The sequence below is a fragment of the Gemmatimonadota bacterium genome (assembly GCA_026705765.1).
GTDB lineage: Bacteria > Latescibacterota > UBA2968 > UBA2968 > UBA2968 > VXRD01.
This window is the reverse complement of record JAPPAB010000091.1, coordinates 39,504-62,142: the sequence shown is the minus strand read 5'-3', so window position 1 is coordinate 62,142 and position 22,639 is coordinate 39,504. Positions and strand designations below refer to the sequence as shown.

Here is a 22,639-nt window from a genome sequence, read left to right as displayed (position 1 = left end):
ATGGATTTTGGGGTTTACAGGGGTGAGGCGATCCGTTAAATTGCTTTTAAACTTAGAACATGGAGGTGCGTTATGTTGATTGCTACGTCGCGAACAGTACATGCTTGCTCTGAGGAGCAGGACGCTCCTGTGCAGATTGTAGAGGGCGATGTTGCCGCGCTTGCCAAAGGCGAGGTTTATCGCGTTGTTGCGCTCAAGAGTGGCGATTTGTTTGTGTGTACCGAAACGGGGTCCCAGACGGTTGCTACGGGTATTGAAGAGGATATCGAGTGTTTGATTATTGTTGACGAAGAGCCTTTGCGTTTGCTTATCGGTACGGGTGAATCTCGTATTTATTGTTATGACGATGGGAAGACGCATCGGGTTGAGTCTTTTGACCAGTTGCCGGTGCGTGAGAAGTGGTACACGCCCTGGGGTGGTCCACCCGATGTGCGCAGTTTTGCCAGGACAACGGATGGCTGGGTTTATGCCGATATTCACGTGGGTAGTATTATGCGTTCGGCAGATTGCGGTGAGACGTGGGAACCCGTGACGCCGGATTTGCACGATGATGTTCACCAGGTGGCTACTTCGCCCCGTGACGATGACCGCGTGTATGCAAATACGGCGCGTGCGGTGTTTGTGAGCGATGACCGCGGGAGGTCGTGGTCCCACCGGTCTGAGGGTTTTCCCTATTATTATGGTCGCGCTATTGCCGTGCATCCCGATGATCCGGATTGTGTGCTGGCTACTGTGAGCAAGGGTCCACACGGAGAGGCTTCAGGGCAGCTTTATAGATCGGATGATGCGGGTGATACATGGGAGCATGTGACTGAGGGTTTTCCTGGTACGGTTCCGCACAATATTGATACGTTTCATATCGCGTTTTCAAAGGATGGGTGTGCATGGGCGGCTGTTGGTAAGACGCTTTATACCAGCGCGGATCGAGGTAAGTCATGGGAGAGTGTATGGGCGGCGCAGGAGAAGATACGGATGATTGCATGAAGACATAGGAGTACTTATGGCACATCACAATTTTAGCCCCACGCATTATCACACGACTATTGGATCCCACGATCCGGTTCTTACCATTGCAAGTGGCGATACGCTTTCGACGACGACGGTTTGTGCGGGTGGCAGGGATATGACGGGTGAGCAAGTGACCGAGGGTGGCAATCCCCAGACGGGTCCTTTTTATATTGAGGGTGCAGAGCCGGGGGATTCGATTTCGGTTGTGTTTGATCACCTGATGCCCAACCGCTCGCATGGCTATACGTCTGCGCGCGTTGCGCCCAATGTGCTCGATCCGGGTTATGTTCCCAAATTTGAGGATGATATTTCGCGGGTTTTATGGGAGATCGATTTTGAAAATCGCACGGCACGCCCGGTAGAGGTTTCTCACAATCGCGACCATACCACGCCCGGTTATGGCAGTCCCGCTACTCGTCCATTGAGAGATCTGATTTTGCCGCTCAATCCGCATCCCGGGTGTTTTGGGGTTGCGCCGCCGCGGGGTCAGGCGATTTCGACGGCGACGTCATCCACGCACGGTGGGAATATGGATTACAAGCGTTTCAAAGAGGGCACGAGGGTTTATTTGCCGGTTTTTGTCGAGGGCGCACTTTTTCACATTGGGGATGGGCACGCGCTTCAGGGCGATGGTGAAATTGTGGGTACGGGTGTTGAAATTTCTTTTGATGTCCGTTTTACGGTTCATCTGCACAAGGGCAAGACCATTGAGTGGCCGCGGGGTGAAAACGATACGCATATTTTCACGGTGGGCAATGCCCGTCCGCTCGATCAGTGCGTGGAGCACGCGACTACTGAAATGATCCGCTGGCTCGTGTCGGATTTTGGGCTGGATGAGCGCACCGTACATGTGTTGCTCGGCGAAGCCGTTGAATACGATATGGGCAATATGTTTGATCCCGCTTATACTTTTGTTTGCAAAATTCCCAAGCAAGTTCTCGAAACTCTGGGCGCGACCCGCGCGTAGTATGCGATGAAAAAATCTCACTGGATTATTTCCCCGTCTGTCGATTTGTGCTGTATTTCGCTCGGATGGCTGGTCTTTTTTGCCGTTCCTTATCTGCTCCCTGACCTCAGTGAGACCTTCCGTCTCATTGCGGTTACGTCATTTGTTGCCCACCGGTATTTCACTTTTCCCCTCGTTTATCTCGACCGCATTGAATTTGAACGTCGTCGGCTGATCTATCTCATTACCCCGGTGCTGTGTCTGGGGTTTGTCGCGATGTGCTATTATTTTCGGGTTGAAGAGCCGGAGATGTTCGCGTTCTGGTATCTTTTCAATTATTTCCATTTTGTCCGTCAAAAGTACGGTATTTTGCGGATTTATTCCGGCAAGGGACAATGGGGGCACAAACAGCTCGATGCGTGGACTTCGTATCTCTGGGGTATTGCGGGGTTTGGGTATCTGTTTGCGTTTCAGGCCAATGTCGAAGGCCGCGTTATGCATTATTTGCATACGCTTATCGGGACGCCGCTTCCCGAGGTGGGTGCGCAAGGGATATATGTCGCTGCTATTGCTGTTACTATTGCATGGCTTTTTTACGAGTTTCGGGGCGCGCAGATCAACTGGCCCAAACTGCTTTTTTTTGCTTCGGTCGCGTTCATGTACGGCGTTGTGCCCATTTTGTCGTCAGACGCGCTTTTTATTGCGACCAGTTTTAGCCATGCCGCGGAATATATCGCCCTTGTCGCGCTTACGGTTCACAATAAGGCGAGGCTCGATGCGTTTGCGTCGCCTGTGCTGACGCGGGCGGGAAAGCGTATTGTTCCCTATACTGCGGGTTTTATTGTTGTGGTCAGCGGTTTGTTATACGGCCTCAAGTTTCTTTATCTTCCGATTTTTCTCGTTTTTACGTATGGCACGTCGTTTATGCATTTTATTTACGATGGCATGATCTGGAAGTTGCGTCGTCCCCGCGTTGCGCGGGAGGTTGGCGCGGCGATGAGCGATGGGCGATGAGCGATGGACGATGCGCAGAAACGCCATTTGAAAGATATTGACCGCGCGGTTGTCTGGCATCCGTTTACGCAGATGCGAGATTATGCGGCTGAGGACCCCATTATTGTTTCGCACGGCGATGGTGTTTATCTCGTGGATATTGACGGCAATCGCTATCTGGATGGGTTTTCGTCTATGTGGTGCAATGTGCACGGGCATCGCGTTGCGGAGATTGACGGGGCTATTCGCGCGCAACTCGACCGCGTGGCGCACAGTACGCTGTTGGGTTTGTCCAATATTCCGGCTGTTCAACTTGCGGAGAAGTTGGTGCAGATCGCGCCGCAGGGGCTCAGTCGGGTTTTTTTTTCAGATAGTGGCGCGACTGCGGTTGAGGTTGCGGTTAAGATGGCGTTTCAATACTGGCAGCAGCGGGCGCATCCGCGTCGAGAGAAGGACTCTTTTTTGCATCTGACGGAGAGCTATCACGGGGATACGATTGGCTCGGTGAGCGTGGGGGGGATCGCGCATTTTCACCATGTGTATCGGCCCCTGCTTTTTTCTTCTGTTGCTGCGCCTGTTCCGCATCCCTACCGGTGTGAGTACTGCAATGGGGCGTGTGATAAGATGTGCTTTGATACCCTGGAGAAGGCTTTTGTCGAACACGCGGATCGCCTGGCAGCTTTTATCGTGGAACCGCTGGTGCAGGGCGCGGGCGGCATGCTTATGCATCCGTCGGGGTTTCTCAAACATGCGGCTGAGTTGTGCGATAGATACGATGTGCTTCTGATTGTGGATGAGGTCGCCACGGGTTTTGGTCGCACGGGCAAGATGTTTGCCTGTGAACACGAAGATGTTGCGCCGGATTTGCTCTGTCTGGGCAAGGGGCTTACCGGGGGGTATCTTCCGGTGGCGGCTACGCTGGCGACGGATGAGATTTACGATGCGTTTTTGGGCGATTATGCGGAGATGAAGACGTTTTTTCACGGGCATACGTACACGGGCAATCCGCTCGGTTGTGCGGCTGCGCTGGCGACGATAGAGAAATTTGAGACAGATCGCACGCTGGAGAAATTGCAATATAAGATCGCGTATCTGGCGGAGCAGTTGCAGCGGTTCAGGGATCTGGCACATGTGGGGGATGTCCGTCAACGGGGTTTTATTGTGGCGATTGAACTGGTGTTGGACCGGGCAAATAAAACGCCGTATCCGTTTGAGGACCGCACGGGTCATCGGGTGTGCGATGTTGCCCGGGAAAATGGGCTTCTCATTCGTCCGCTGGTCAATACCATTGTTCTTATGCCTCCTTATGCTGTTTCCAAAGGTGAGATAGATCAGATGATAGATATTGTTTGCGATGCGATTCGGGTTGTTACAGAAGGGGATGAGCGGTGACGCGGGGGATTTTTGTAACGGGTACGGATACGGAGATCGGCAAGACGGCGATTACAGCCGGGTTGGCTGCGGTGCTGAAAAGGCGGGGGATCAATGCAGGGGTTATGAAGCCGATTTCTGCGGGTGGTCGCGCGGATGCAAAATTATTGAGACGGGCTGCGCGGTCGAACGAGTCTCTGGATACGATTAATCCGATTTATCTGCGCGATCCGCTTTCGCCCAATATTGCGGCTGCGCGGGAAGAGCGGGTGCTCGATCTGGCACCTGTTTTTGGCGCTTTTGATCGTCTTTCAAAAATTCACGATTGTGTTCTGGTCGAGGGCGTGGGCGGTCTTCTGGTGCCGATTGTGGATGATTTTCTGGTGGCAGATCTCGCTGCGCGTTTCGATTTGTCTCTTCTTATTGTGGCTCGCGCAGCTCTGGGTACGATTAATCATACGTTGCTTACCATTGAGGCGGCACAGGCACGCGGTCTTCAGGTTAATAGTGTGATATACAATACGCTGTCGCCGGGGGGACCAGATGTGTCGGCGCAGATGAGTCCAGGGGTTGTGACGCGCATTTCCGGGGTTCTGTCGGCGGGTATTGTCCCTTATGATCCGGATGTGGATGTGGATGCTGTTTGCCTGGGCGGGATGGAGGCGTTGGTTGAGGGGCATGTTGATCTGGGTTTGATTTTGGGGTGAATAAAGATATTGTGACGACTTTATATACTACGTCATTCAAGGGTATTGGGCAGGTTACTGTGCGGGAGTTGCGGTTTTGTTTTGGAAGTCGCCTTTCCAATGTGCGGACAGACCGCGTGCGAGATTACGATCTGGTGCAGTTTAATTATCAGGGCGATCCGCTCGCGTTGCGCCGACTGGGGACTGTGGAGGATATTTTTTTTCATCTTGCGGATGTGCCGTTGAGCGGTGAACGGGGGGATCTCAATATCATAGGTGAGATACCCGATCTGATTCCGGCGCTCAATGTACACAGGCAGTTCAATGGGTTGCCCAGAGGGCGCACAAGATATCGCGTTATTGTTCAGGCGTCCATGCAGGGCTGGCAATCTTACCGTCGCAATCAGATGCAGGGGGCTGTTGAACGGGCTATACATCGCCGTTTTCCCAGATGGCGTCTTGTGCCCGATGATGCCCATGTGGAATTGTGGTTGCAACAGACCGGCAGGCAGGTGCGCCTGGGTTTGCGGCTTACGGATCGCACGATGCGCCATCGCACGTATAAGACTGCGAATCGCCCCGCGTCGCTGCGTCCCACGATTGCGCGGGCACTCGTTCAGCTCACCCGTCCAGAAGATGGCGATGTTTTTCTGGATCCGATGTGCGGTGCGGGTACGGTTATGATTGAGCGCGCGCTTGCGGGTCGCTATGCGCTGGTTCAGGGTGGGGATATCGACGAGCAAGCTGTTGCAGATACGCTGGAGAATTTTGGCAATCGCCACAAGCCGCGCGATGTTTTTCACTGGGATGCGCGTCGATTGCCTCTGCCCAATCAATCGGTTGACAAGGTTGCGACCAATCCGCCCTGGGGCCGTCAGGTGGGGTCTGTTTTTGAACTTCGCGCGCTTTATGCGTCTGCTTTTGCGGAGGTTGACCGGGTTTTGCGCCCCAATGGCGTTGTTGCGATTCTTTCGAGTGAGTGGAATGCGATTAAAGACGCGCTGGCGCAGACCAATTTGACGCTGATTGAACAGATCAAAGATATCGCGGTGCTGGGCCGGCGCGCCGATATTTTTGTCGCGCAGAAATTTAGTGCGTAATTTATTTACAGGAGATTGAAGCCATGAGTATATCTGAAGATATTGGGACCAAATTGCTTTTTGAGAATGATCGCGTGCGCGTTTGGGATCTCGCGCTTGCCCCGGGCGAGAGTACGGGTATGCATCGGCACGAGAATGACTATTTGTACGTGGTTATCGGCGGGGGAACACTCCAGGGTGTCTCGTCAGATGGCGTCAAACGCGAGGCCCGCGATATGGCGGATGGGCAGGTGCAATGGCGAGATGTCGATGGCGAAGATGTTCACGAGGCTATCAATGTGGGGGATGGTCCTTGGCGGAATATTATTGTTGAGTTGAAGGGATAAAAAAGCGGGCACGATTATGTGCCCGCTTTTTTTTATCGATTGGCGAGGAGGTCGTCAACGACGGTTGGGTCGGCGAGGGTGGAGGTGTCACCGAGGTCCGAGGTGTCGTTTTCGGCGATTTTGCGCAGGATTCGGCGCATGATTTTGCCCGAGCGCGTTTTGGGCAAGCCCGGTGCCCAGTGGATTACGTCTGGGGTGGCGATGGGGCCGATTTCGGTGCGGACTTGTTGGACGAGTTCGGCTTTGAGGTCATCGGTATAGGCTTCGCCCACGTTGAGGGTGACGTAGGCATAGATGCCCTGTCCTTTGATTTCGTGTGGGAAGCCGACTACTGCGGCTTCGGCCACTTTTCCGTGTGAGACCAGGGCGCTTTCGACTTCGGCAGTGCCCATGCGGTGGCCCGAGATGTTGATGACGTCATCTACGCGGCCGGTGATCCAGTAGTAGCCGTCTTCGTCGCGGCGGCAACCGTCACCGGTGAAGTAGAAGCCTTTGTATTGCTGAAAGTAGGTTTCTTCAAAGCGTTTGTGATCGCCATAGACGGTGCGCATTTGTCCCGGCCAGGGTTCTGAGATGGCGAGTACGCCATCGACGCCATTGCCTTCGACGATTTTGCCCGATTCGGGTTCGAGGACCACGGGTTTGATGCCGTATAGGGGAAAGGTCGCGGATCCGGGTTTGGTGGGGGTTGCGCCGGGCAGGGGACTGATGAGGATGCCTCCGGTTTCGGTTTGCCACCAGGTATCTACGATGGGACACCGCTCGCGCCCGACATTGCGGTGATACCATTGCCAGGCTTCGGGGTTGATGGGTTCGCCCACTGTGCCGAGTATTTTGAGAGATGATAGGTCGTATTTGGCGGGCCATTCGTCGCCTTCTCGGGTGAGGGCGCGTATGGCTGTGGGCGCGGTGTAGAATTGGTTGACTTTGTATTTGTCGATGACCTGCCAGTAACGGCCCGGGTCGGGATAGACGGGCGTGCTTTCGAACATGATGGTGGTGGCGGCATTTGACAGGGGTCCATAGATGATGTAGGAGTGGCCTGTGATCCAGCCGATGTCGGCGGCGCAAAAGTAGATGTCGTCGTCCTGATAGTCAAAGACGTTTTTGTGCGTGTAGCCCGTGTACACCATGTACCCACCTACATTGTGCTGTACGCCTTTGGGTTTGCCGGTGGAGCCAGATGTGTAGAGGATGAAGAGGGGGTCTTCGGCGTCCATTTCTTCGCATGGGCAGTCGGCGCTGGCTTCTGACATGGCTTCGTGCCACCATAAGTCGCGTCCTTCACGCATGGGACATGCGATGCCGCTGTCTTCGCCCACGCGCTGTACGACGATGCAGGTGTGAACGCTGGTGTTCCCCATGCGCGAGTTGGCCAATGCGATGGCTTCGTCGGCGGGTTGCTTGCGTTCCATGGGGCGGTCGCCCCGGAACATGCCATCTGTGGTGAGTACGATCTGACAGGCGGAATCGACGATGCGGTCTGCCAGTGCTTCGGCGGAGAAGCCGCCAAAGACGATTGAGTGGACAGCACCGATGCGCGCACAGGCCAGCATAGCGATGGCGAGTTCGGGAATCATGGGCATGTAGATGGAGACGCAGTCGCCTTTTTTTACGCCTCGGGATTTGAGTACGTTGGCGAATTTGCAGACTTGTTCGTGCAGTTCATTGTAGGTGAGTTTGGCGTCTTCACCAGGCTCATTGCCTTCCCAGATGATGGCGATTTGATCTCCTCGGGACGCGAGGTGACGGTCAATGCAGTTGTACGTGATGTTGGTTTTGGCGCCTTCAAACCACTTGATAGAGATCGGCCCGTTGTCTATATTGTAATTGTAGGATCGCACGGTGTCCCATTTTTTGTACCAGTGGAATGAATTGGCAATTTCTGCCCAGAATGCTTCGGGATCGGCAACTGATTTTTCGTATTGTTGCCCGTAAGCATCTATGCTGGGGACATGTGCATTGGTGCTGAGATTTTCCGGTGGGATGTATTGTCCGTTTTGTTCGACGACCTGATTTGCTGCCATCGGGGTTCCTCGCTTTCTGAACATGAGTCGGATTTATCGGATTTGGGGATGTTGAATATAAGACGGGATTGATAAAGGCGCAATGCGGAAAAATAGGCGGCGCGTATTTTTGGGAACCCTGAGGGCGTGTGAAGGGTTTAATAGCAGGAGTGAGGATGTAAAGCTTTGGGAAGGGAGGGGGATACATGCCCGAAGGGGAGGGATTCCATGCTTATGGCAAATTCAAAATATGGACTGAGCGAACAACCAGATACAGAGATTTTAGCTGAGGTCTCTGCCGGAGATATTGATGCTTATGGAAAAATTGTGCGGCGCTATCAAGGGCGGTTGTACAATTTTGTTTTTCGCTTTGTGAGCGATCGAGAAACAGCAGAAGATATCGTGCAAGAGGCGTTTTTGCGCGCGTTTGGAAAGCGCGAGGAATACCGCGCAATTGCCAATTTCTCTACATGGCTGTTTACGATTGCTGGAAATTTGGCCAAAAGTGAGTTGAGAAGGCGCAAGCGATGGCGGTTGTTTTCACTGGATCGAGACGAGGAGTCAGATACGGGCATGGATTTGCCCGATGAATCTATGCGTCCCGATCGCATGGCGGAATCTTCGCTGGCCGATGTGGAGATTCAGAGTGCTATTGCTTCATTGCCCGATAATTATCGCCAGGTGATTTTGTTGCGCGATGTAGAAGGTATGTCGTATTATGAGATTTCTGAAATTGTGAAGTGTCCGGTTGGGACGGTGAAGTCGCGGGTCAATCGCGGGCGCTTAAAATTACAACAAAAATTGAAAAATGAAGGCCGAGATGTGGGCCTGAATGTCTAAGATATCGTGAAAACACTGTCCGGAGGTAAAATATAGACATGACCGTTACTGATTTTGAAGCGCGAGTTTCGGATTATGTAGATGGCGAAATGAGTCCGATTGAGATGGCGGAAATGGAACGCAAAGCTGCCGAGTGCGAGCATTGTCGCACTTTGCTGGCCGATGTGCAAACTTTGAAGGAGCGCATGGCGCAATTGCCACAGGTGCGCCCATCGGCTGAGTTTGATTTTACCCTGCGCAGCCATTTGGCTATGGCTATGGCAAAAGAAAAACAGCCTTTGCACAGGGCGCGGCGCACTATGTTTTCTTCTGTTTCGCGGACGATTACAACGCTGGCTGCGGCTGTGGTGATCGGCCTGGGGTTGACGCAGGTGGTTTTCTATAGCGATACAACGCCTACCCCACAAATGGCAGTGGAGCGCCAGGAAATTCCGCTGGTGCCGGGCGAGAGATTGCCGAGTGTTGATGTCGGTGCTCTGGAATTGGAGCGTTTGTCCAAGGAGTCTTATAGTCTGGATTCTCGTCATTATCGGGATTCGGCGCGTGTGGATTCCGCATCGCGGTTGAAGCAACTGCCATCGGATATGCGCGATTTGCGCCGCGTGAAACAGGTTCCCGTTTCGTATTCATTTTGACGTTGACTCGACAAGTGGAGAGAGGCGGGATCATGAGATCTTTGTGTTGCGCAATGGCGTTGTGTCTGCTCGTCGTGGGCAGGGGATGGACGGAAGAACGCAGCCTGTTGTGCGCGCTTGAAGAGGAAATTGCTGCAATTTTGGAAGATAATCGGCAGAGTGTGGTGCGGATTCACACGCTCTATCCTCCCCGTGCGCGGGCAGATAGCGGGCCGTTTGGTTCGGTGTTTACCCATGGCACGGGGTTTATTTTTGATCCCCAGGGTTATATTTTAACGATTGAAGCCGCTATTGCAGATGCCGATGAGATTCGGGTGACGCTGGCTTCTGGTCTGCAGGTGCGGGCTACACTGGTGGGGGCAGATCCGATTTCGGGGATTGCTGTTATTCGCGTTGAGGCAGAAAATTTGCCCACGGTTTTGGTGGGAAATTCTCAGCATATTAAAATTGGGCATTACGCCCTTTTATTGGGCAATGATTTTGGCAATCTGGTGCCTTCTGTTGGGATGGTGTACGGAATCTATCGGGATAGGGATTTGTTTCAGGTGTCGGCCCGCGTGCAGAGCAGTTATGGCGGGGCTCCCGTGTTTTGTGGTAATGGACGGGTTGGGGGCATGGTGTGGCGCTATGAAGACCCGATTCGCACCGTTACTCAAGACGATGGTTCTCTATTTGGATGGACCTCCCTGCCGTCGTCGGTTTTTGTCATTCCGATCAATCGCGCGATGCGGGTGGCGCGCGCGCTGGTTGCACATGGGCAGATGGCGTATGGCAAACTGGGTGTGGAGGTTGCACCACGGGGCAACGAGGTGGTGGTGGTCAATGTGCAGCCCAATAGTCCTGCAACTGAGGGCGGGATTCAGCCGGGCGATGTGGTGCTTTCATATCGCGGGCGCGCCATTGGTGGTCCAGTGCATTTGAAGCGGATGGTGCTGGAAAGTACGCCGGGCGAGACCGCAACGATAGGTATTCGACGCGAGGGACAGGTGGTGGCGATACAAGTCGAGCTGGATCAGATGGATAGCACTGATCTGGTCGCTTTGCGTCCAGCACCTCTGGTAAAGCCAGAAGATGCAGCGGTTTATCAGCATATCAATTATCTGCAACGCGAAGTCGGGCGTTTGCGACAGATTTTGCATCGCGACAAGTAAGTGTTCGCGATAAACGCAAAAAAGCGGTGGTCTTCGGATCACCGCTTTTTTATTTTACGCACGGTGTTTGGCAACTACTGATTCGTCGAGTTCGATTCCCAGACCAGGTCCTGTTGGCGGGGTGATATAGCCGCTTTCAAATTGGATTGGCTCTACGAATATTTCGCTGTGGAGGTCGTTGGCGTTGAATTCCTGGATCAGAAAGTTCGGTGAGCATGTGTCGAGTTGTACTGCGGCGGCTGCGGCGATGGGACCGCAATACATGTGGGGCGCGATGAGGGCGTAGTGGGCTTCAGCCATGCTGGCGATTTTTTTGGATTCCAATATTCCACCACATTGTCCCACGTCTAATTGGAGGATCTGCGCGGCCTGTTTTTTCAGGAGTTCGGCAAATTCGTATTTGGTGACGAGCCGTTCGCCTGTGGCTATTGGGATGCTGGTGTGGGCGGCGACGCGGGCCATTTCGTCGATGTTTTCCGGGGGGACGGGTTCTTCGAACCAGAAGGGGCTGAATTCTTCCAGTTCTTTTGCCACGCGGATTGCGCCGGATGTGCTGAATTGTCCGTGAGTGCCGATGCCGATTTCCAATTCGTCGCCGACTGCGTCCCGGATGCTTTTGAATATTTTGGCGACGTGGCGGATGGTTTTGAGTGGGAAATCGCGCGGATGGGGAAAGAGGGGTTGGAAGGGGTCGAATTTGCAGGCGGTATTTCCATTCTCGACCAGACGGGTTGCGATTTCGCCAGCGCGTTCTGGATTTTCCCAGATGCCGTCGGTTGGCATATAGGCATAAGCCCTGAGTTTGTCGTGGACCCTGCCGCCGAGCAGGTTGTAGATGGGCTGGTTCAGGGCTTTGCCGACGATGTCCCAACACGCCATTTCAATGGCGCTCAAGGCGGGTGTTGCGTCGAGGCCAGGGTGGCGATAGTCGTGCCGGGACGCAAAGATGCGCTGCCACAGGCTTTCGATGTCAAAGGGGCTTGTGCCAATGGCGAATTGCTGGCACAGGTTTTTGATGAGGCTGATTTGGGCGTCCAGATTGGTGGCATTTCCCGAGGGTCGCTCGCCCAGTCCGACGATGCCTTCGTCGGTGATGAGCCGGACAAAGAGCCAGTATCGCCCCCCGCGATAGGGCTGGATGTTTTTGATTACTATGGTTTCTACATCGGTGATTTTCATGGGTGATGTGCTCCTGTTCTGGTGTGTGTCAGTAATGGGCGGTCAGTTTCTCTTTGATTACGCGGCATTGCCAGAATGCGCGATTGCGCCATCCGAATCGCCACGGGTGCGATGTTGAGAATCTCTGGGGCAAGGCTTCGTATAGCAGGGCGAATGTTTGTACGGTGGCTGCGAATTGATGGGTGTCCTGCTTGTCGCGTTCTGCATGCGCTTTGTAATAGGGGATGAGCGCATCTGCTGTGCGGTGTAGCGCGGCGTTTGCTTCTGTCTCGCGCCACCCGGTGGCTTTTGGCAGTCGCGATAGCAGATAGACCGCGTCCATGGTTGAAAAGTTGGGGCGTCCGTGCCAGAAGCCGTTTTTCTCCTGGAGATTTAGCATGGCATCTATGATTTTTTCAGGCTGTGGCGGGAGTTTGTCCATTCCGGTGTAGATCAGACTGTAGGCAAATGTGCGGCTGATGTTGGTGGGGCCTTCAGCGGGCCAGGTTCCGAGCGCAGGGTGCTGTTGTGCGGCGAGTTCGTCGAAGAACGCGTTGACCCAGGCGGGGTCTGGATGGCTGACGAGCATGGGGACGCGCGCGAGTACTTCGTGATGGGTGTTGCCGGATGCTTTCCACGTTTTGAACCATTGGCGGAGTCCGGCGACGGTTGTTGCGTTGCGCTGGTCGTCGGGGAATAGGAGGATCTGGGCGCCCAGCATGTTGAGTGCGCGAACTGCGTTCCAAAATGCGATCCCCCGTCTGCCCGAGGGTGGGAAGGCAAAGGATCCGTCCTGTTCGCTCTGTTGTGATTGGATCCAGGCGACCCATTTCGCGCGGTCAATCGCGACTGCGTCGAGCGCGTTTATGCTGTATAAAATATAGGTGATGAAGAGGGTGCTCGGGAGACTGGGCACGGATGTGTCGCCATTGCGGAAGGCTCCCGTGTGTGGGAGGTAGAGGGATTCTGTCCAGGTGATCAGATCGTCGCGGATAGGGTTGAGGGAGATTGGCATGTGGTTCTCATTTACGCCAGGGCCGTCTGGAGTCCGGGGACCTGGTCCGCGCCTTCTGGCACCTGAATTTTCGACCCTTGAAAGTCCTCTCCGACTGGTTCAAACCGTCCGTTCAGGTGCTCGGACAAGAACGCCTCAGCGACGGCGTAAAATGACAAGCGGTTTTCCGGCCGTGCGAATCCGTGTCCTTCGTCTGGATAAAGCACGTAGGTTACGGGGATGTTTTTTTCCTTCATTGCCTCGACGATTTGATCGGATTCGACTTGCTTGACGCGCGGGTCGTTGGCTCCCTGGCCGATCAGCAGAGGCCGCTGGATCTGATCTACGCGCGCAAGCGGCGATTTGGCCAGCAAGGATTGCTGGCCCTCCTCTGTGGTCCAGTCACCTACGCGGTCTTTCATCATCGGCAGGATCGGAACCCAATAAGGCGGCACGTTTTGTAGCAATGTGACGAGGTTGCTCGGGCCGACGATATCGACGCCGCAGACGAATGTCTCGGGCGTGAAGGTCAATCCGACGAGGGTCGCGTATCCGCCGTAGCTGCCGCCCATTATCGCCACCTGATCGCGCTGCGTGATCTTTTCGCTGATCGCCCAGTTGACAGCGTCAATCAGGTCGTCGTGCATTTTGCCAGCCCACTCGCCATTGCCGGCGTTGGTGAACTCTTTGCCGAAGCCGGTCGAGCCGCGGAAGTTGACGCTCAGTACGGCGTAACCGCGGTTCGACAGCCATTGATGCTGCGGATCGTAGCCCCAGATGTCGCGTCCCCAGGGACCCCCGTGAACCAGTAAAACCAGCGGGACCGGATTGCTCGGTCGCGCGTCGCCGTCGGGAGTGCTGTCGGGGGGGAGCGTCAGATAGCTGACCAGGTTCCACCCGTCGCGGGATTTGATGGTCAGCGAATGCATCCTGGCCAGTTGGTACTCGTCCAGGTCTGTGCGGTTGCTGAACAGGTAATTCGCCTGTTTTCTGGCGCGGTCGTACAGGTAGTATTTGACCGGCCCGTTGTCCAGGACGTAGGCCGCTGTCCACAAGCGGTCGTCGAGCGTGCGGCTGGTGATGGACAATTCGCCGTCTTCCACCGAGTGCAAGTAATCCATGTCCTCTTGTATCGCCGGGTCCAGCACGTGCCAGCGGTTGCGGTCGTAAATGAACGATACGGCTTGTACGTGTTTCTCTGTCGGATGAACCAATATCCCGCCCACATCCGCGTGGTCGTCCTCGGCTACCCGTTCTTGTTTGCCAGACGCCAGATCGAGGGTGAACAAGGCGGCGGTGTTTCGCTTGCGGCTGTCGATCATATAGAGGATCTGGTTTGATTTGTCGAAGCCGGTCAGATAGGTCGTCAGGGCGTCGGTGTTGGGGACCTCTATGAAGGGTTGCCACTGGTTGTTCTCGTCCCGTTGGAGGATCTCCTGTCCCCCGGTCGGTAAAAATGTCATGGCAAAACGCGTGCGGTCGTCGTTGTCGAACAGATAGGAGACAAAGCCCGGGTTCTCTTCGATCAGGGTCCGCTCGCCGGTGGAAAGCGCGATTCGATAGACGTCGTGTAGCTGCGGATTGCGGTTGTTGATGCCGATCAGGATTTCGTTGGGTATCTTTTCATTGATCGAGAGAATCTGCGCGTTGACTTTTTCAAAGGGCGTCAGGTCTCGGGTTTCGCCCGTGGCGATATTCGTCGCGTACACATGCCAGTCTTCGTCGCCTTTGGCATCTTGGTAGTACAGGATGTGCTGGCCGTCATAGGTCCAGTCGTAATAGCGGATGCCGCGTTCTTCGTCTTTGGTGATTGGTTTAGCTGAGTCAGGGTCTTCTACTGCGGCGACCCAGACGTTCAAGACGCCCGCCACTGGCGCGAGGTAGCTCAGGTACTCGCCGTCGGGACTGATCCGAGCCATGGATTTTTCTGGGTTGCCGAATAGCACTTGTCGGGGAATCAATTTGGTATCTCCTTTTAGTTTTGCTTAAGACCAACCGCGTACCATATACGCCTGTAGTATGCCGCTTTCATCGGAGTTGAAGAAGCCCGATTGTCCATCTGGGGAGAGGAAGGGATGGATGTGCGTGTGTTTTTGCCAGGACGATCCGGGGTCTGCGACTTTGCGCGCGTTTGCAAGGGCGCCTTCCTCTTCTTCGGGGAGGTCGAATAGCCAGACGGCTCCGCCCGCGTCTATGGGACCTGCGTCTGTGATCAATCGCTTTCCGTCGATGTCTGTTGCGAAGTGGCAGAAGTCGGGTACGTCGAAGGATCGGGAGAGGTCGTTTCGCCAGCCACCCGGGGTGTTGATGCCTTCGTCGCCGACGTGAGGCGCGGCGCGTCCGGAGATGAGTTGTCTTTCAGCGGGTTCGCGGGTGCTGGTGCTCGTGATGGCGATGTCGCTTTGTCCCTGCCAGCATTGATGCCCCTGGCAGAACTCGTTTCCGTCCCGTCCCCAGGGGAAGTCGCGCAGTGCGGTGCCGTCGTCCCGGATCAGGTGGATGTCTGCACCCTGTCCACTGACGAGTGTTTCTACACTGCCGTCGGGTGTTGCGGTGTTGCCGTGGTTTTCCTGGATCATGATGTCGTGGGAGGCGATAGGGTCTGTCTGGCGCGTGTATTGTGGGTGAATGTTGCACCAGGAGGGTCCGTGAAAGATCAGGCGTACGGATGGTTTTTCAATGTCGAAGACGAGGAGGCCCCAGGGCGCGCCTGCGGTTTTGCCGTCGCCGAGGAATCCCGAGATGGCAATGCGCTTGCCGTCGGATGAGATGGTCGAGAGAGGATACGGTCGGCTCAATCTGAAGTCGGTGTCGGGTATGGCGTGGTCCAGGACATAGATGGTGTCGCGTTCTGTTCCGTCCAGTTTGACGCGTTTGAGCGTCAGGCGTCCGCCCCCAGGTTCTGTTTCGTTGACGAAGTAGTAGAGCCATTCGCCATCGGGGGAGATGGATGGTCCCGTGGTTCCGAGTTCGGTGGTGATGGGCGTTAAGCTGCAATGGTCTTCGAGGTCGCAGATGAGGAACTGGTGCTCGGGGTCTTTCGGGTCAGAGCCGTGGGGATGTGCAGACCGGTGAATGATTAGCCGCTGGGAGTCGGGCGTGAAGATCTGCGCTTCCATGTAGATGTGGGATGAGGGGACCGCTTCATCCGTGAGCTGGATAACTTCGAGGTTGTTCCGCTCGGTCTCCGGAACGAGGTCGGGTCGGATTTTCATTTTGTGTCTCCTTATGGCAGGAGTTGTGGCTATATCATAACGGTACAAATATCTGCCAATTTAAGCGCGAAAACAGGGGTTTGCAATGGCATTTTTGAGTATAAAGTCAGTATGATAAAAAAATAGACCAATCAGCTAACGATATTGATTGGTCTACGCGCGACAGATTGCCCTATATATACGATTTTCACCGATAAGGTATCTAAGACTATGTTTATCGTTCGTCTCGATCACGATCCCCGTCTTCCGGATTTTGGGAGAAACATGCCTCCTTCTGGCTTCGCCTTCTTTAATGCCATCCACGAAGAGGAATCTGTTTTCTCCATTTCGTGTCTGTACCATGAAAACAGACTTTGAAGCCACTTTTTTTGGAGCGCACGCCAATTTTTCACTTCGGGATCACCGCTAGCGGTCACCTCAGGCCACTTGTCCTGAAAGAGTTCACCAAGTACGAACTCAACAGCACTCATCGGAGTGACGAAGAGACTGGGTAATCTGGGAATGGGAACGAATTCTGGGAATGGCGGCTTGTCGGAGTCCCCGAGAATCTGAGCGTGGACATAACAACCAGGACTTTTCTCATCACCCAGTTCCAGGCGCCACATTGCCAAACGTGTCTTAGGATTATCTGAATCGTACAGCTTAATCTTCGTCGAAGCGATTCCGCAGAATTCTATCTCGCGCTTCTCTAATGGTCGTAACTGCCACTTTCCTGAAATAACCGCGTGTATCTTTCGACTGCCTCGGCGGCTACCAGCCTCGTACTGATCGCTTGGTATGGTGTGAAGGCATTGAAGCACCAAAAAGCGATCTTTTCCTTTTTGCGCTCCACCAATACTGTTTAGGTCTCTCCGTAAATGTTTCAAAGTCCACAACGTTCGTGGCTCAAAGAACTCTTCACCCATAGTCTCCATTGCCCTGATTTCCCGTTCCAATTCAGCGATCTTAAAACGGAGCCCAGCCATTCTCGTCGTCCTATTCTTCGTCATTCTCAATGCGATGCTGATCAAGTGGATCCACCATTGATCTCAGGATAGGATTATCCCGAACGATTTCGATGTCCATATAGGCTGAATCGGCAAATGGGGGCCAATGGTCGGGATGGAGATTTATGGCAGTCATTGGCGATAGGAACTCATCGGCGGGCTGCCAATCCGTATCCACGCAAACCAATGCAGGATTGGCGTCAATTGATTTCAGTTTCATTCCGGCACGCTCGGCTAAAGCGTCTCGCAACTGCTGTACATCAGCCGTGTGTCCTTCTACTAAATTCCAGGCGTAGTCCTCGATAGCACCACGCCACCACCTGTCTCCCAAAAATCCCGCGAGAATTCCTGAATAGCGCATAGCTTTCAAATCTTTCGCCAGATCGCTATCTCCCTCCAGTACCTCATGCAGGGACTCAATGGAAATTCCCAAGCGTGCCGCCACCCAGTGCTTCGCCCACAGAAAGCAAGGATAAGGCAGTATTTGATGGAGCAACCATCGAATAAACAGGATGCTGCGTCCTCTCATGAACAACTCCTCAACTGGCACCCGGCAATCTTTAACATCGCGCCAGCAGCGTTCAAACGAGTTATTGTCCTCATCCATATCGAGAAATTGTTGCACCATTGAAGTCGAGCCATCCGAATCCTCCGGCCATTGGGCAGGAAGTTGTCGGACAGCTTTCGCAAGAAGGAGCATCTGGTCGTAGAGATGGGGATCTTCCTTCCTAAATACCCATTCCAGATTGTTCAGTTGTGCACGAACATGCTGTGCAGTCGCTAATGGAAGCCGTCCCTGAATATCTTCGATATGGCCCGTATGTAACGCAAATGCCGTTAATTTGTCTTTTTTATTTTGGTCCACTTGCTCCCTCAGGACGACTGCAAGAGACATGCCGTTTGCTGGCTGGAGTGAAATGGTTGAGAGAACATCCCGTTCCGACCAATCTTCCAGCCGATAGTCCACGAGAACCAGATCAGCATTATTCAGGTTCGGTTCTTCTACCTCCTGAGGATGAATTACACGGTTTGTTGCGCGGTCATTCAGTTCCAGAGCGACTTGGGGTTCCAGCTCGCCAGGTTCATCGTCGATGACAAGAATGTATGGCTTCTCGATATTTTTCATAAGCAAGACTAACTCCCACTTGGCAAAGCTATTTCGACTGCAGTTGCAAACGGGCTATCTGGTCGGACGAATTTCACAACTGCTCCATAGTTCTCCAACAGGTTCCGTGTAATGGTCAGTCCCAGTCCCATCCCTTGACCCAGCACGGGGTTTACTTCAAATGTCGTTGATTGGAAAGGTTTGAACCAATGCTCGGCTTCATCAAGTTGGACAGCGGTACCGGTGTTCTGGATGCGAATCTGAACCTGTTCATTTTCACTGGATGCTGAAGCGAGGATATGTCCATCCTCTCCAGCGGCTTTAACTGCATTTGTCAGGAGATTAGCGAATACTGCCGTAAGCTCGGCGGAAAACATCGGGGCAGATCTCAATTCGGGCGGAATCTGATTGTCAATTTTGATGCCTCGGCGTTCTGCTTGATGCTGTATGAGACGAACCGCGGCATCGAAACGTTCATATAAATACTGGCGCGAACGGCGTCGTCTCGCATCTGGAGTTTCAATGTCTAACAGATAAGCAGCTTGACGTTCCAATCCCCGCTTCAAATCCACGGTGACCGTTAATAATTGCCTAAGGATTCGCCGCTGTTTGCGAGACAATCCTCCCTCTTTGAGCAGGCGCTCCAGAGTACGCTCAATAGTTTGTGCCTTTCCCAGCAAGGCATTGATCTCATGCACAAAAGCCGCCATCTGAGTCCCCACGGACGCCAGGACATGTAAGAGCGAACGTTCGGCCCACAGGTCCGCGGTAAGCTCCGGCGTTCCTCCGTGCTTTTGCATGGCTGCGCTGACTGCGACCTTGGCTTTCTTAGTATCTCCTTCGTTGAGGCGCTCGCGAGCTTCTTTCAGGAGTTGAGTCACATCTTGAAGTCGATTGGGCAATTCATGCGTCTCAGGGGAATCGTCCGTAGTATCATCAGCCTCAATCCCATCTGTCTGATCCATTACAGCCCTTGATTCTTGACGACGGTCTTCCCTCCTTTTTTGGCGGCGTTCATAGGCTTCTGCCGCTCTCGCTCGCGTACAGAGATCGATTCCTGTCCGCACAAGCTGCACTAATGTGTCGAATCCGGCCTCTGGAATGAATCCCTCACGGTTCACGAGAACGCGCAGACTGGGACAGTGTTCTTGGGTAAGAAAAATCGCTCCAAAGTAGTTGTTGTTCGACAAGCGAGTGAGGCCCTCATCGGGATCAGTCGCCTCCACACTGAGACGGAGTTTTTCAAGCATCTCGAGCTGTCGTGGGCGTCTCGCATAATCAGCATTGAGCGCGAGCCAGTCGTCTTCTTGCTCACCATAGGGTAGAACGCGGAATCCTTCCATATAAACTCGAATTCCACTGACGCGCGTCGCCCATATCCGCTGGTCCTGGCGACCCCTATACCCTTCTCGGACCAGAATGCGAGCCTCAAAATATGGCCCTTTCCCAGGGATGGGATGAGGGAGCGACTGCTTGAACCCTCTCGCTTCCGGGTTATCTTCTCGAGTTTTTCTTGTTGGTGCGACAGCAAAAACCACTTCATCGCTACCGGGAACCGCCTGTATCTCCAGTACCCAGGTCGCGACTTCGGCAACAAGTGCCCAGTAGTCCTCGCCGGCAGCAAAGTCCCCTTCAAGGTTCACCTGGAATGGAGAGACAACAGCATCGGAACCCTGGTCTCGTACAACTGGTGTGTCGAACAGCAGTGGCTTTTCGATAATTGATCGCGGGAGCGGCTCACGCAGAAATAGGGGAGGACCGAACGATTGAACCTCGGCAAAAAACCTCGTACGCTCAGTCTCGGTCCAGGCTTTTCGCAGTTGCGATAGAAGAAGTGTCGTTCCTGAAAGAGTGTTCTCGCGCATTGGCTTCGTTTCCAGACGAATCGCGTCAGCGTCAAGGTCATCCAGAGTTTCGTACTGTTCGATTTTGTTCCAATCTATTGTGGCGTTCAGAGCTTCTCGAATCCCATCCGATCCAGGGAATTGGGGCACGCTATCGATTTCGAGTTTTCTCGCAAGCTTATGAGCGGCGAGTCGGCCGATTCCCTTGGCACCAGTGTAACGGCGTTGAAACAAGGGGGATCGTCGCTCTCCTTGCTCCTTCAGACGAGAAGCAACCCGCAGAAATCCCTTCTCGAACGCTTCCGAATTCATTCCCACGCCGTCGTCTATTACCAGGATGTGTCCCTCATCTGGATTGTCGAGTCGCTCACCATATACAGTGACCTCGGTCGCATCTGCGTCGTAGGCGTTCTTGATCAGTTCAATCAAGGCTGTGGAGTCGCGCCCGACCAGTAGTTCTCCGAGTTCTCGGAACAAGTGGGTGTCAACAGTGAACTTAGCCATGTCCGGTTCCATTCCTGGTGGGGCGGCGTTGGGTCATCAACAGGCCGTGTGCCTGCTGTAGCCGCTTAATGTCTTTCTTTGGCAAGCCCAATTGATCTCCAAGAACGAGATCGTCCGCCCGTTTTCTTGCTTCGGCTTCTTGCCCATCTCGAATGAGTTTATTCAATTCATCAAAGGCGTCTTCTGCGTCCTGAACTATCGGTACCGGCGTTCTATTCAGGGTGCCGGGTTCCATCTTCAAGACGCCTCCTCCGTACCGACGTCCGTGGAGTTCTGCCCAGACACTCACAGCACTCGTGAGGAACCCTACAGCGATGGCTGGCAGAGATGCATCGCTTCCGCAATGCAAATACATCGCATGGAGTGCATTGGTGCATCGGCAAATAGTCCGGTTGAGAACGATCAGGGGAGCACCCATACGGGCGCATGTAGCGAAGGCATCTGGTACAGGCTTTAGATCGACACGAAACCAGGGATCGCGTATGGTGCATTTATATCGTTCGTGAATACCAGCCTCAATTCCCTCGTCAATCCACTGCTGGATGCCGGGAGTATTTTCGCACGCTGGCGTGGGCTGAACCAGGATGGCCTGTTGGTTAGCATCGACGAGTTCCTGGAGATCTTCTTTGGTGAAATCCAGCCCTGATAGCCATCGCGTACGAGAAATTAGTCGTACACAAGACTCGTGAGGAATACCAAGTTGTTTCAAGTTTTCGGCATTACGGATGAAATGTTTGTTAGCGCCTGTGACCAAACCAATCCTTACGGTTGCGACATCGGAGACTTTCTGAACCGCAGAATGTTGCTCCAATTCACCGAGCAATTGGACAATCTGTGGGTCAATGCGGCGTCCTTTTTGGGTTATCAAATGGGGAGTATAACTTCCGCCTTTTGGGGTGTTCAGAACTGCTACCAGATCCTCAGATCGCTCGACAGCTTCAACTCGCAAGGTGCCTTTTTTCCCACCATATTGCGAAGCAGCGACTGCGACCACAGCCTCGTCTGTACCCTCAAACAGACGGTCGCGAATATGAACCAGGCAGACATGATCGAAACGGGATGTAAGCAAGTCCCTGACGACAGTGGCATAGTCAGCCTGAAGGATTGCTTCCGGAACGAGCATTGCAAGCCGGCCATTCTTTGCGATAAAGCTCAGTGTGTGGATTAGAAAATATGCCCAGGCACTCGCAGTTTCGGGAAGTGCTACTCCTGCGGCAGCCATGGCTACCCTGCCTGCCTTTCGAGTCGCTCCATTGAACCAGTGATGACGCACGTAGGGGGGATTGCCGATTATGGCGTGAAACGGTGCTCCGGATATATTCTTCGGAGACAAGCTGAGAAAGTCTCGAATAATGCAGTTCTTCTCGACGAGATTTTGATCCTTGCGTACGTACTCCATACAAATCGGATCCACATCAACACCGAATACTCGCTCGCCGGGTTTTGAAACACCCCTGGAGGCCAGGATTGTCGTTGCGGCATTAAGGAACGCACACCCGCCAAAGCTCGGATCTAAGACGTTTCCTTTTCCTGGCGCAAGTGCCCATGTTGCCAAAATGTTTGCGAGTGCATCGGGGGTGTAGTACGCCCCCAGGAGACGGCGAGGATTGATCCTCAAAATTTTGCGGTAAGTGGGATCTGCTACTTGAGTACTCAACCACTGTTTGTTCGCGACATTTTGCTCAGCACTATGAAGTGCCATGTATGTCTCCGATATAGATTAAATAACAAGATTATCAGATTTTCAATCTTGAACTGAGCCAAATCGCGC

Annotated in this window: 19 protein-coding genes; 10 read left to right on the top strand and 9 right to left on the bottom strand. The window is 53.7% G+C overall.

What is annotated here, in order from left to right; genetic code table 11:
- The first annotated feature begins 72 nt into the window (after window positions 1–72).
- Genes OXH16_12255 through OXH16_12225 form a run of 7 tightly spaced genes read left to right on the top strand, consistent with a single transcriptional unit; the run spans window position 73 to window position 6,430 of the window.
- Window positions 73–984 carry a hypothetical protein gene (locus tag OXH16_12255; GenBank protein ID MCY3682165.1) on the top strand — a complete coding sequence of 304 codons (912 nt, stop codon included), beginning with the start codon at window positions 73–75 and terminating at the stop codon, window positions 982–984.
- 16 nt (window positions 985–1,000) lie between these two features.
- A complete protein-coding gene (locus OXH16_12250; protein MCY3682164.1) occupies window positions 1,001–1,975 on the top strand; it encodes an acetamidase/formamidase family protein in 975 nt (324 codons plus the stop codon).
- 6 nt (window positions 1,976–1,981) lie between these two features.
- On the top strand, window positions 1,982–2,968 hold the full coding sequence (locus tag OXH16_12245; protein ID MCY3682163.1) for a hypothetical protein: 987 nt from the start codon (window positions 1,982–1,984) through the stop codon (window positions 2,966–2,968).
- A gap of 3 nt (window positions 2,969–2,971) precedes the next feature.
- Entirely contained in the window at window positions 2,972–4,339 is a 1,368-nt protein-coding gene (gene bioA, locus OXH16_12240) for an adenosylmethionine--8-amino-7-oxononanoate transaminase (protein MCY3682162.1), read from the top strand.
- Window positions 4,336–5,025 carry a dethiobiotin synthase gene (bioD, locus tag OXH16_12235; protein ID MCY3682161.1) on the top strand — a complete coding sequence of 230 codons (690 nt, stop codon included), beginning with the start codon at window positions 4,336–4,338 and terminating at the stop codon, window positions 5,023–5,025. The genes bioA and bioD overlap by 4 nt, the downstream gene beginning before the upstream one ends.
- Entirely contained in the window at window positions 5,022–6,104 is a 1,083-nt protein-coding gene (locus tag OXH16_12230; GenBank protein MCY3682160.1) for a methyltransferase domain-containing protein, read from the top strand. The genes bioD and OXH16_12230 overlap by 4 nt, the downstream gene beginning before the upstream one ends.
- 23 nt (window positions 6,105–6,127) lie before the next feature.
- Window positions 6,128–6,430: a hypothetical protein gene (locus OXH16_12225; GenBank protein MCY3682159.1), complete on the top strand. Its 303-nt coding sequence runs from the start codon at window positions 6,128–6,130 to the stop codon at window positions 6,428–6,430.
- A 32-nt stretch (window positions 6,431–6,462) separates the two neighbouring features.
- Here OXH16_12225 and acs read toward each other — a convergent pair whose 3' ends face one another.
- Window positions 6,463–8,457 (bottom strand): acetate--CoA ligase, encoded by a 1,995-nt coding sequence (gene acs, locus OXH16_12220; GenBank protein ID MCY3682158.1) that lies wholly within the window; start codon window positions 8,455–8,457, stop codon window positions 6,463–6,465.
- A gap of 213 nt (window positions 8,458–8,670) precedes the next feature.
- On the opposite strand from acs, the gene OXH16_12215 reads away from it, so the two are divergent.
- The 3 genes from OXH16_12215 to OXH16_12205 are packed head-to-tail and all read left to right on the top strand — an operon-like array spanning window position 8,671 to window position 11,062.
- Window positions 8,671–9,276, top strand: a complete 606-nt coding sequence (locus OXH16_12215) for a sigma-70 family RNA polymerase sigma factor (GenBank protein MCY3682157.1) — start codon at window positions 8,671–8,673, stop codon at window positions 9,274–9,276.
- A 38-nt stretch (window positions 9,277–9,314) separates the two neighbouring features.
- Entirely contained in the window at window positions 9,315–9,911 is a 597-nt protein-coding gene (locus OXH16_12210; protein MCY3682156.1) for a zf-HC2 domain-containing protein, read from the top strand.
- A 32-nt stretch (window positions 9,912–9,943) separates the two neighbouring features.
- Complete coding sequence (locus OXH16_12205) at window positions 9,944–11,062, top strand: PDZ domain-containing protein (GenBank protein ID MCY3682155.1); 1,119 nt, start codon at window positions 9,944–9,946, stop codon at window positions 11,060–11,062.
- 54 nt (window positions 11,063–11,116) lie between these two features.
- On the opposite strand, the gene OXH16_12200 is transcribed toward OXH16_12205, so the two are convergent.
- From OXH16_12200 to OXH16_12165, 8 genes are all read right to left on the bottom strand, one after another.
- Window positions 11,117–12,241, bottom strand: coding sequence for a mandelate racemase/muconate lactonizing enzyme family protein (locus OXH16_12200; GenBank protein MCY3682154.1), 1,125 nt, complete (start codon window positions 12,239–12,241; stop codon window positions 11,117–11,119).
- Window positions 12,242–12,269: 28 nt separating this feature from the next.
- Window positions 12,270–13,235: a hypothetical protein gene (locus tag OXH16_12195; GenBank protein MCY3682153.1), complete on the bottom strand. Its 966-nt coding sequence runs from the start codon at window positions 13,233–13,235 to the stop codon at window positions 12,270–12,272.
- 11 nt (window positions 13,236–13,246) lie between these two features.
- Window positions 13,247–15,175, bottom strand: a complete 1,929-nt coding sequence (locus OXH16_12190) for a S9 family peptidase (protein ID MCY3682152.1) — start codon at window positions 15,173–15,175, stop codon at window positions 13,247–13,249.
- A gap of 24 nt (window positions 15,176–15,199) precedes the next feature.
- Window positions 15,200–16,429 (bottom strand): hypothetical protein, encoded by a 1,230-nt coding sequence (locus OXH16_12185; GenBank protein ID MCY3682151.1) that lies wholly within the window; start codon window positions 16,427–16,429, stop codon window positions 15,200–15,202.
- A 230-nt stretch (window positions 16,430–16,659) separates the two neighbouring features.
- Window positions 16,660–17,394, bottom strand: a complete 735-nt coding sequence (locus tag OXH16_12180) for a hypothetical protein (GenBank protein MCY3682150.1) — start codon at window positions 17,392–17,394, stop codon at window positions 16,660–16,662.
- A 10-nt stretch (window positions 17,395–17,404) separates the two neighbouring features.
- Entirely contained in the window at window positions 17,405–18,541 is a 1,137-nt protein-coding gene (locus tag OXH16_12175; protein MCY3682149.1) for a hypothetical protein, read from the bottom strand.
- An 8-nt stretch (window positions 18,542–18,549) separates the two neighbouring features.
- A complete protein-coding gene (locus OXH16_12170; GenBank protein MCY3682148.1) occupies window positions 18,550–20,868 on the bottom strand; it encodes a sensor histidine kinase in 2,319 nt (772 codons plus the stop codon).
- Window positions 20,861–22,570 carry an N-6 DNA methylase gene (locus tag OXH16_12165; protein ID MCY3682147.1) on the bottom strand — a complete coding sequence of 570 codons (1,710 nt, stop codon included), beginning with the start codon at window positions 22,568–22,570 and terminating at the stop codon, window positions 20,861–20,863. The genes OXH16_12170 and OXH16_12165 overlap by 8 nt, the downstream gene beginning before the upstream one ends.
- Between the last annotated feature and the right edge of the window lie 69 nt (window positions 22,571–22,639).

Coding starts and splice junctions, on each gene's coding strand:
- OXH16_12200 (MCY3682154.1), bottom strand. CDS start 12,241: ATGAAAATCACCGATGTAGAAACCATAGTAATCAAAAACATCCAGCCC.
- OXH16_12170 (MCY3682148.1), bottom strand. CDS start 20,868: ATGGCTAAGTTCACTGTTGACACCCACTTGTTCCGAGAACTCGGAGAA.
- OXH16_12175 (MCY3682149.1), bottom strand. CDS start 18,541: ATGAAAAATATCGAGAAGCCATACATTCTTGTCATCGACGATGAACCT.
- OXH16_12250 (MCY3682164.1), top strand. CDS start 1,001: ATGGCACATCACAATTTTAGCCCCACGCATTATCACACGACTATTGGA.
- OXH16_12255 (MCY3682165.1), top strand. CDS start 73: ATGTTGATTGCTACGTCGCGAACAGTACATGCTTGCTCTGAGGAGCAG.
- acs (MCY3682158.1), bottom strand. CDS start 8,457: ATGGCAGCAAATCAGGTCGTCGAACAAAACGGACAATACATCCCACCG.
- OXH16_12165 (MCY3682147.1), bottom strand. CDS start 22,570: ATGGCACTTCATAGTGCTGAGCAAAATGTCGCGAACAAACAGTGGTTG.
- OXH16_12180 (MCY3682150.1), bottom strand. CDS start 17,394: ATGGCTGGGCTCCGTTTTAAGATCGCTGAATTGGAACGGGAAATCAGG.
- OXH16_12215 (MCY3682157.1), top strand. CDS start 8,671: ATGGCAAATTCAAAATATGGACTGAGCGAACAACCAGATACAGAGATT.
- OXH16_12205 (MCY3682155.1), top strand. CDS start 9,944: ATGAGATCTTTGTGTTGCGCAATGGCGTTGTGTCTGCTCGTCGTGGGC.
- bioA (MCY3682162.1), top strand. CDS start 2,972: ATGGACGATGCGCAGAAACGCCATTTGAAAGATATTGACCGCGCGGTT.
- OXH16_12245 (MCY3682163.1), top strand. CDS start 1,982: ATGAAAAAATCTCACTGGATTATTTCCCCGTCTGTCGATTTGTGCTGT.
- OXH16_12195 (MCY3682153.1), bottom strand. CDS start 13,235: ATGCCAATCTCCCTCAACCCTATCCGCGACGATCTGATCACCTGGACA.
- OXH16_12210 (MCY3682156.1), top strand. CDS start 9,315: ATGACCGTTACTGATTTTGAAGCGCGAGTTTCGGATTATGTAGATGGC.
- OXH16_12225 (MCY3682159.1), top strand. CDS start 6,128: ATGAGTATATCTGAAGATATTGGGACCAAATTGCTTTTTGAGAATGAT.
- OXH16_12185 (MCY3682151.1), bottom strand. CDS start 16,429: ATGAAAATCCGACCCGACCTCGTTCCGGAGACCGAGCGGAACAACCTC.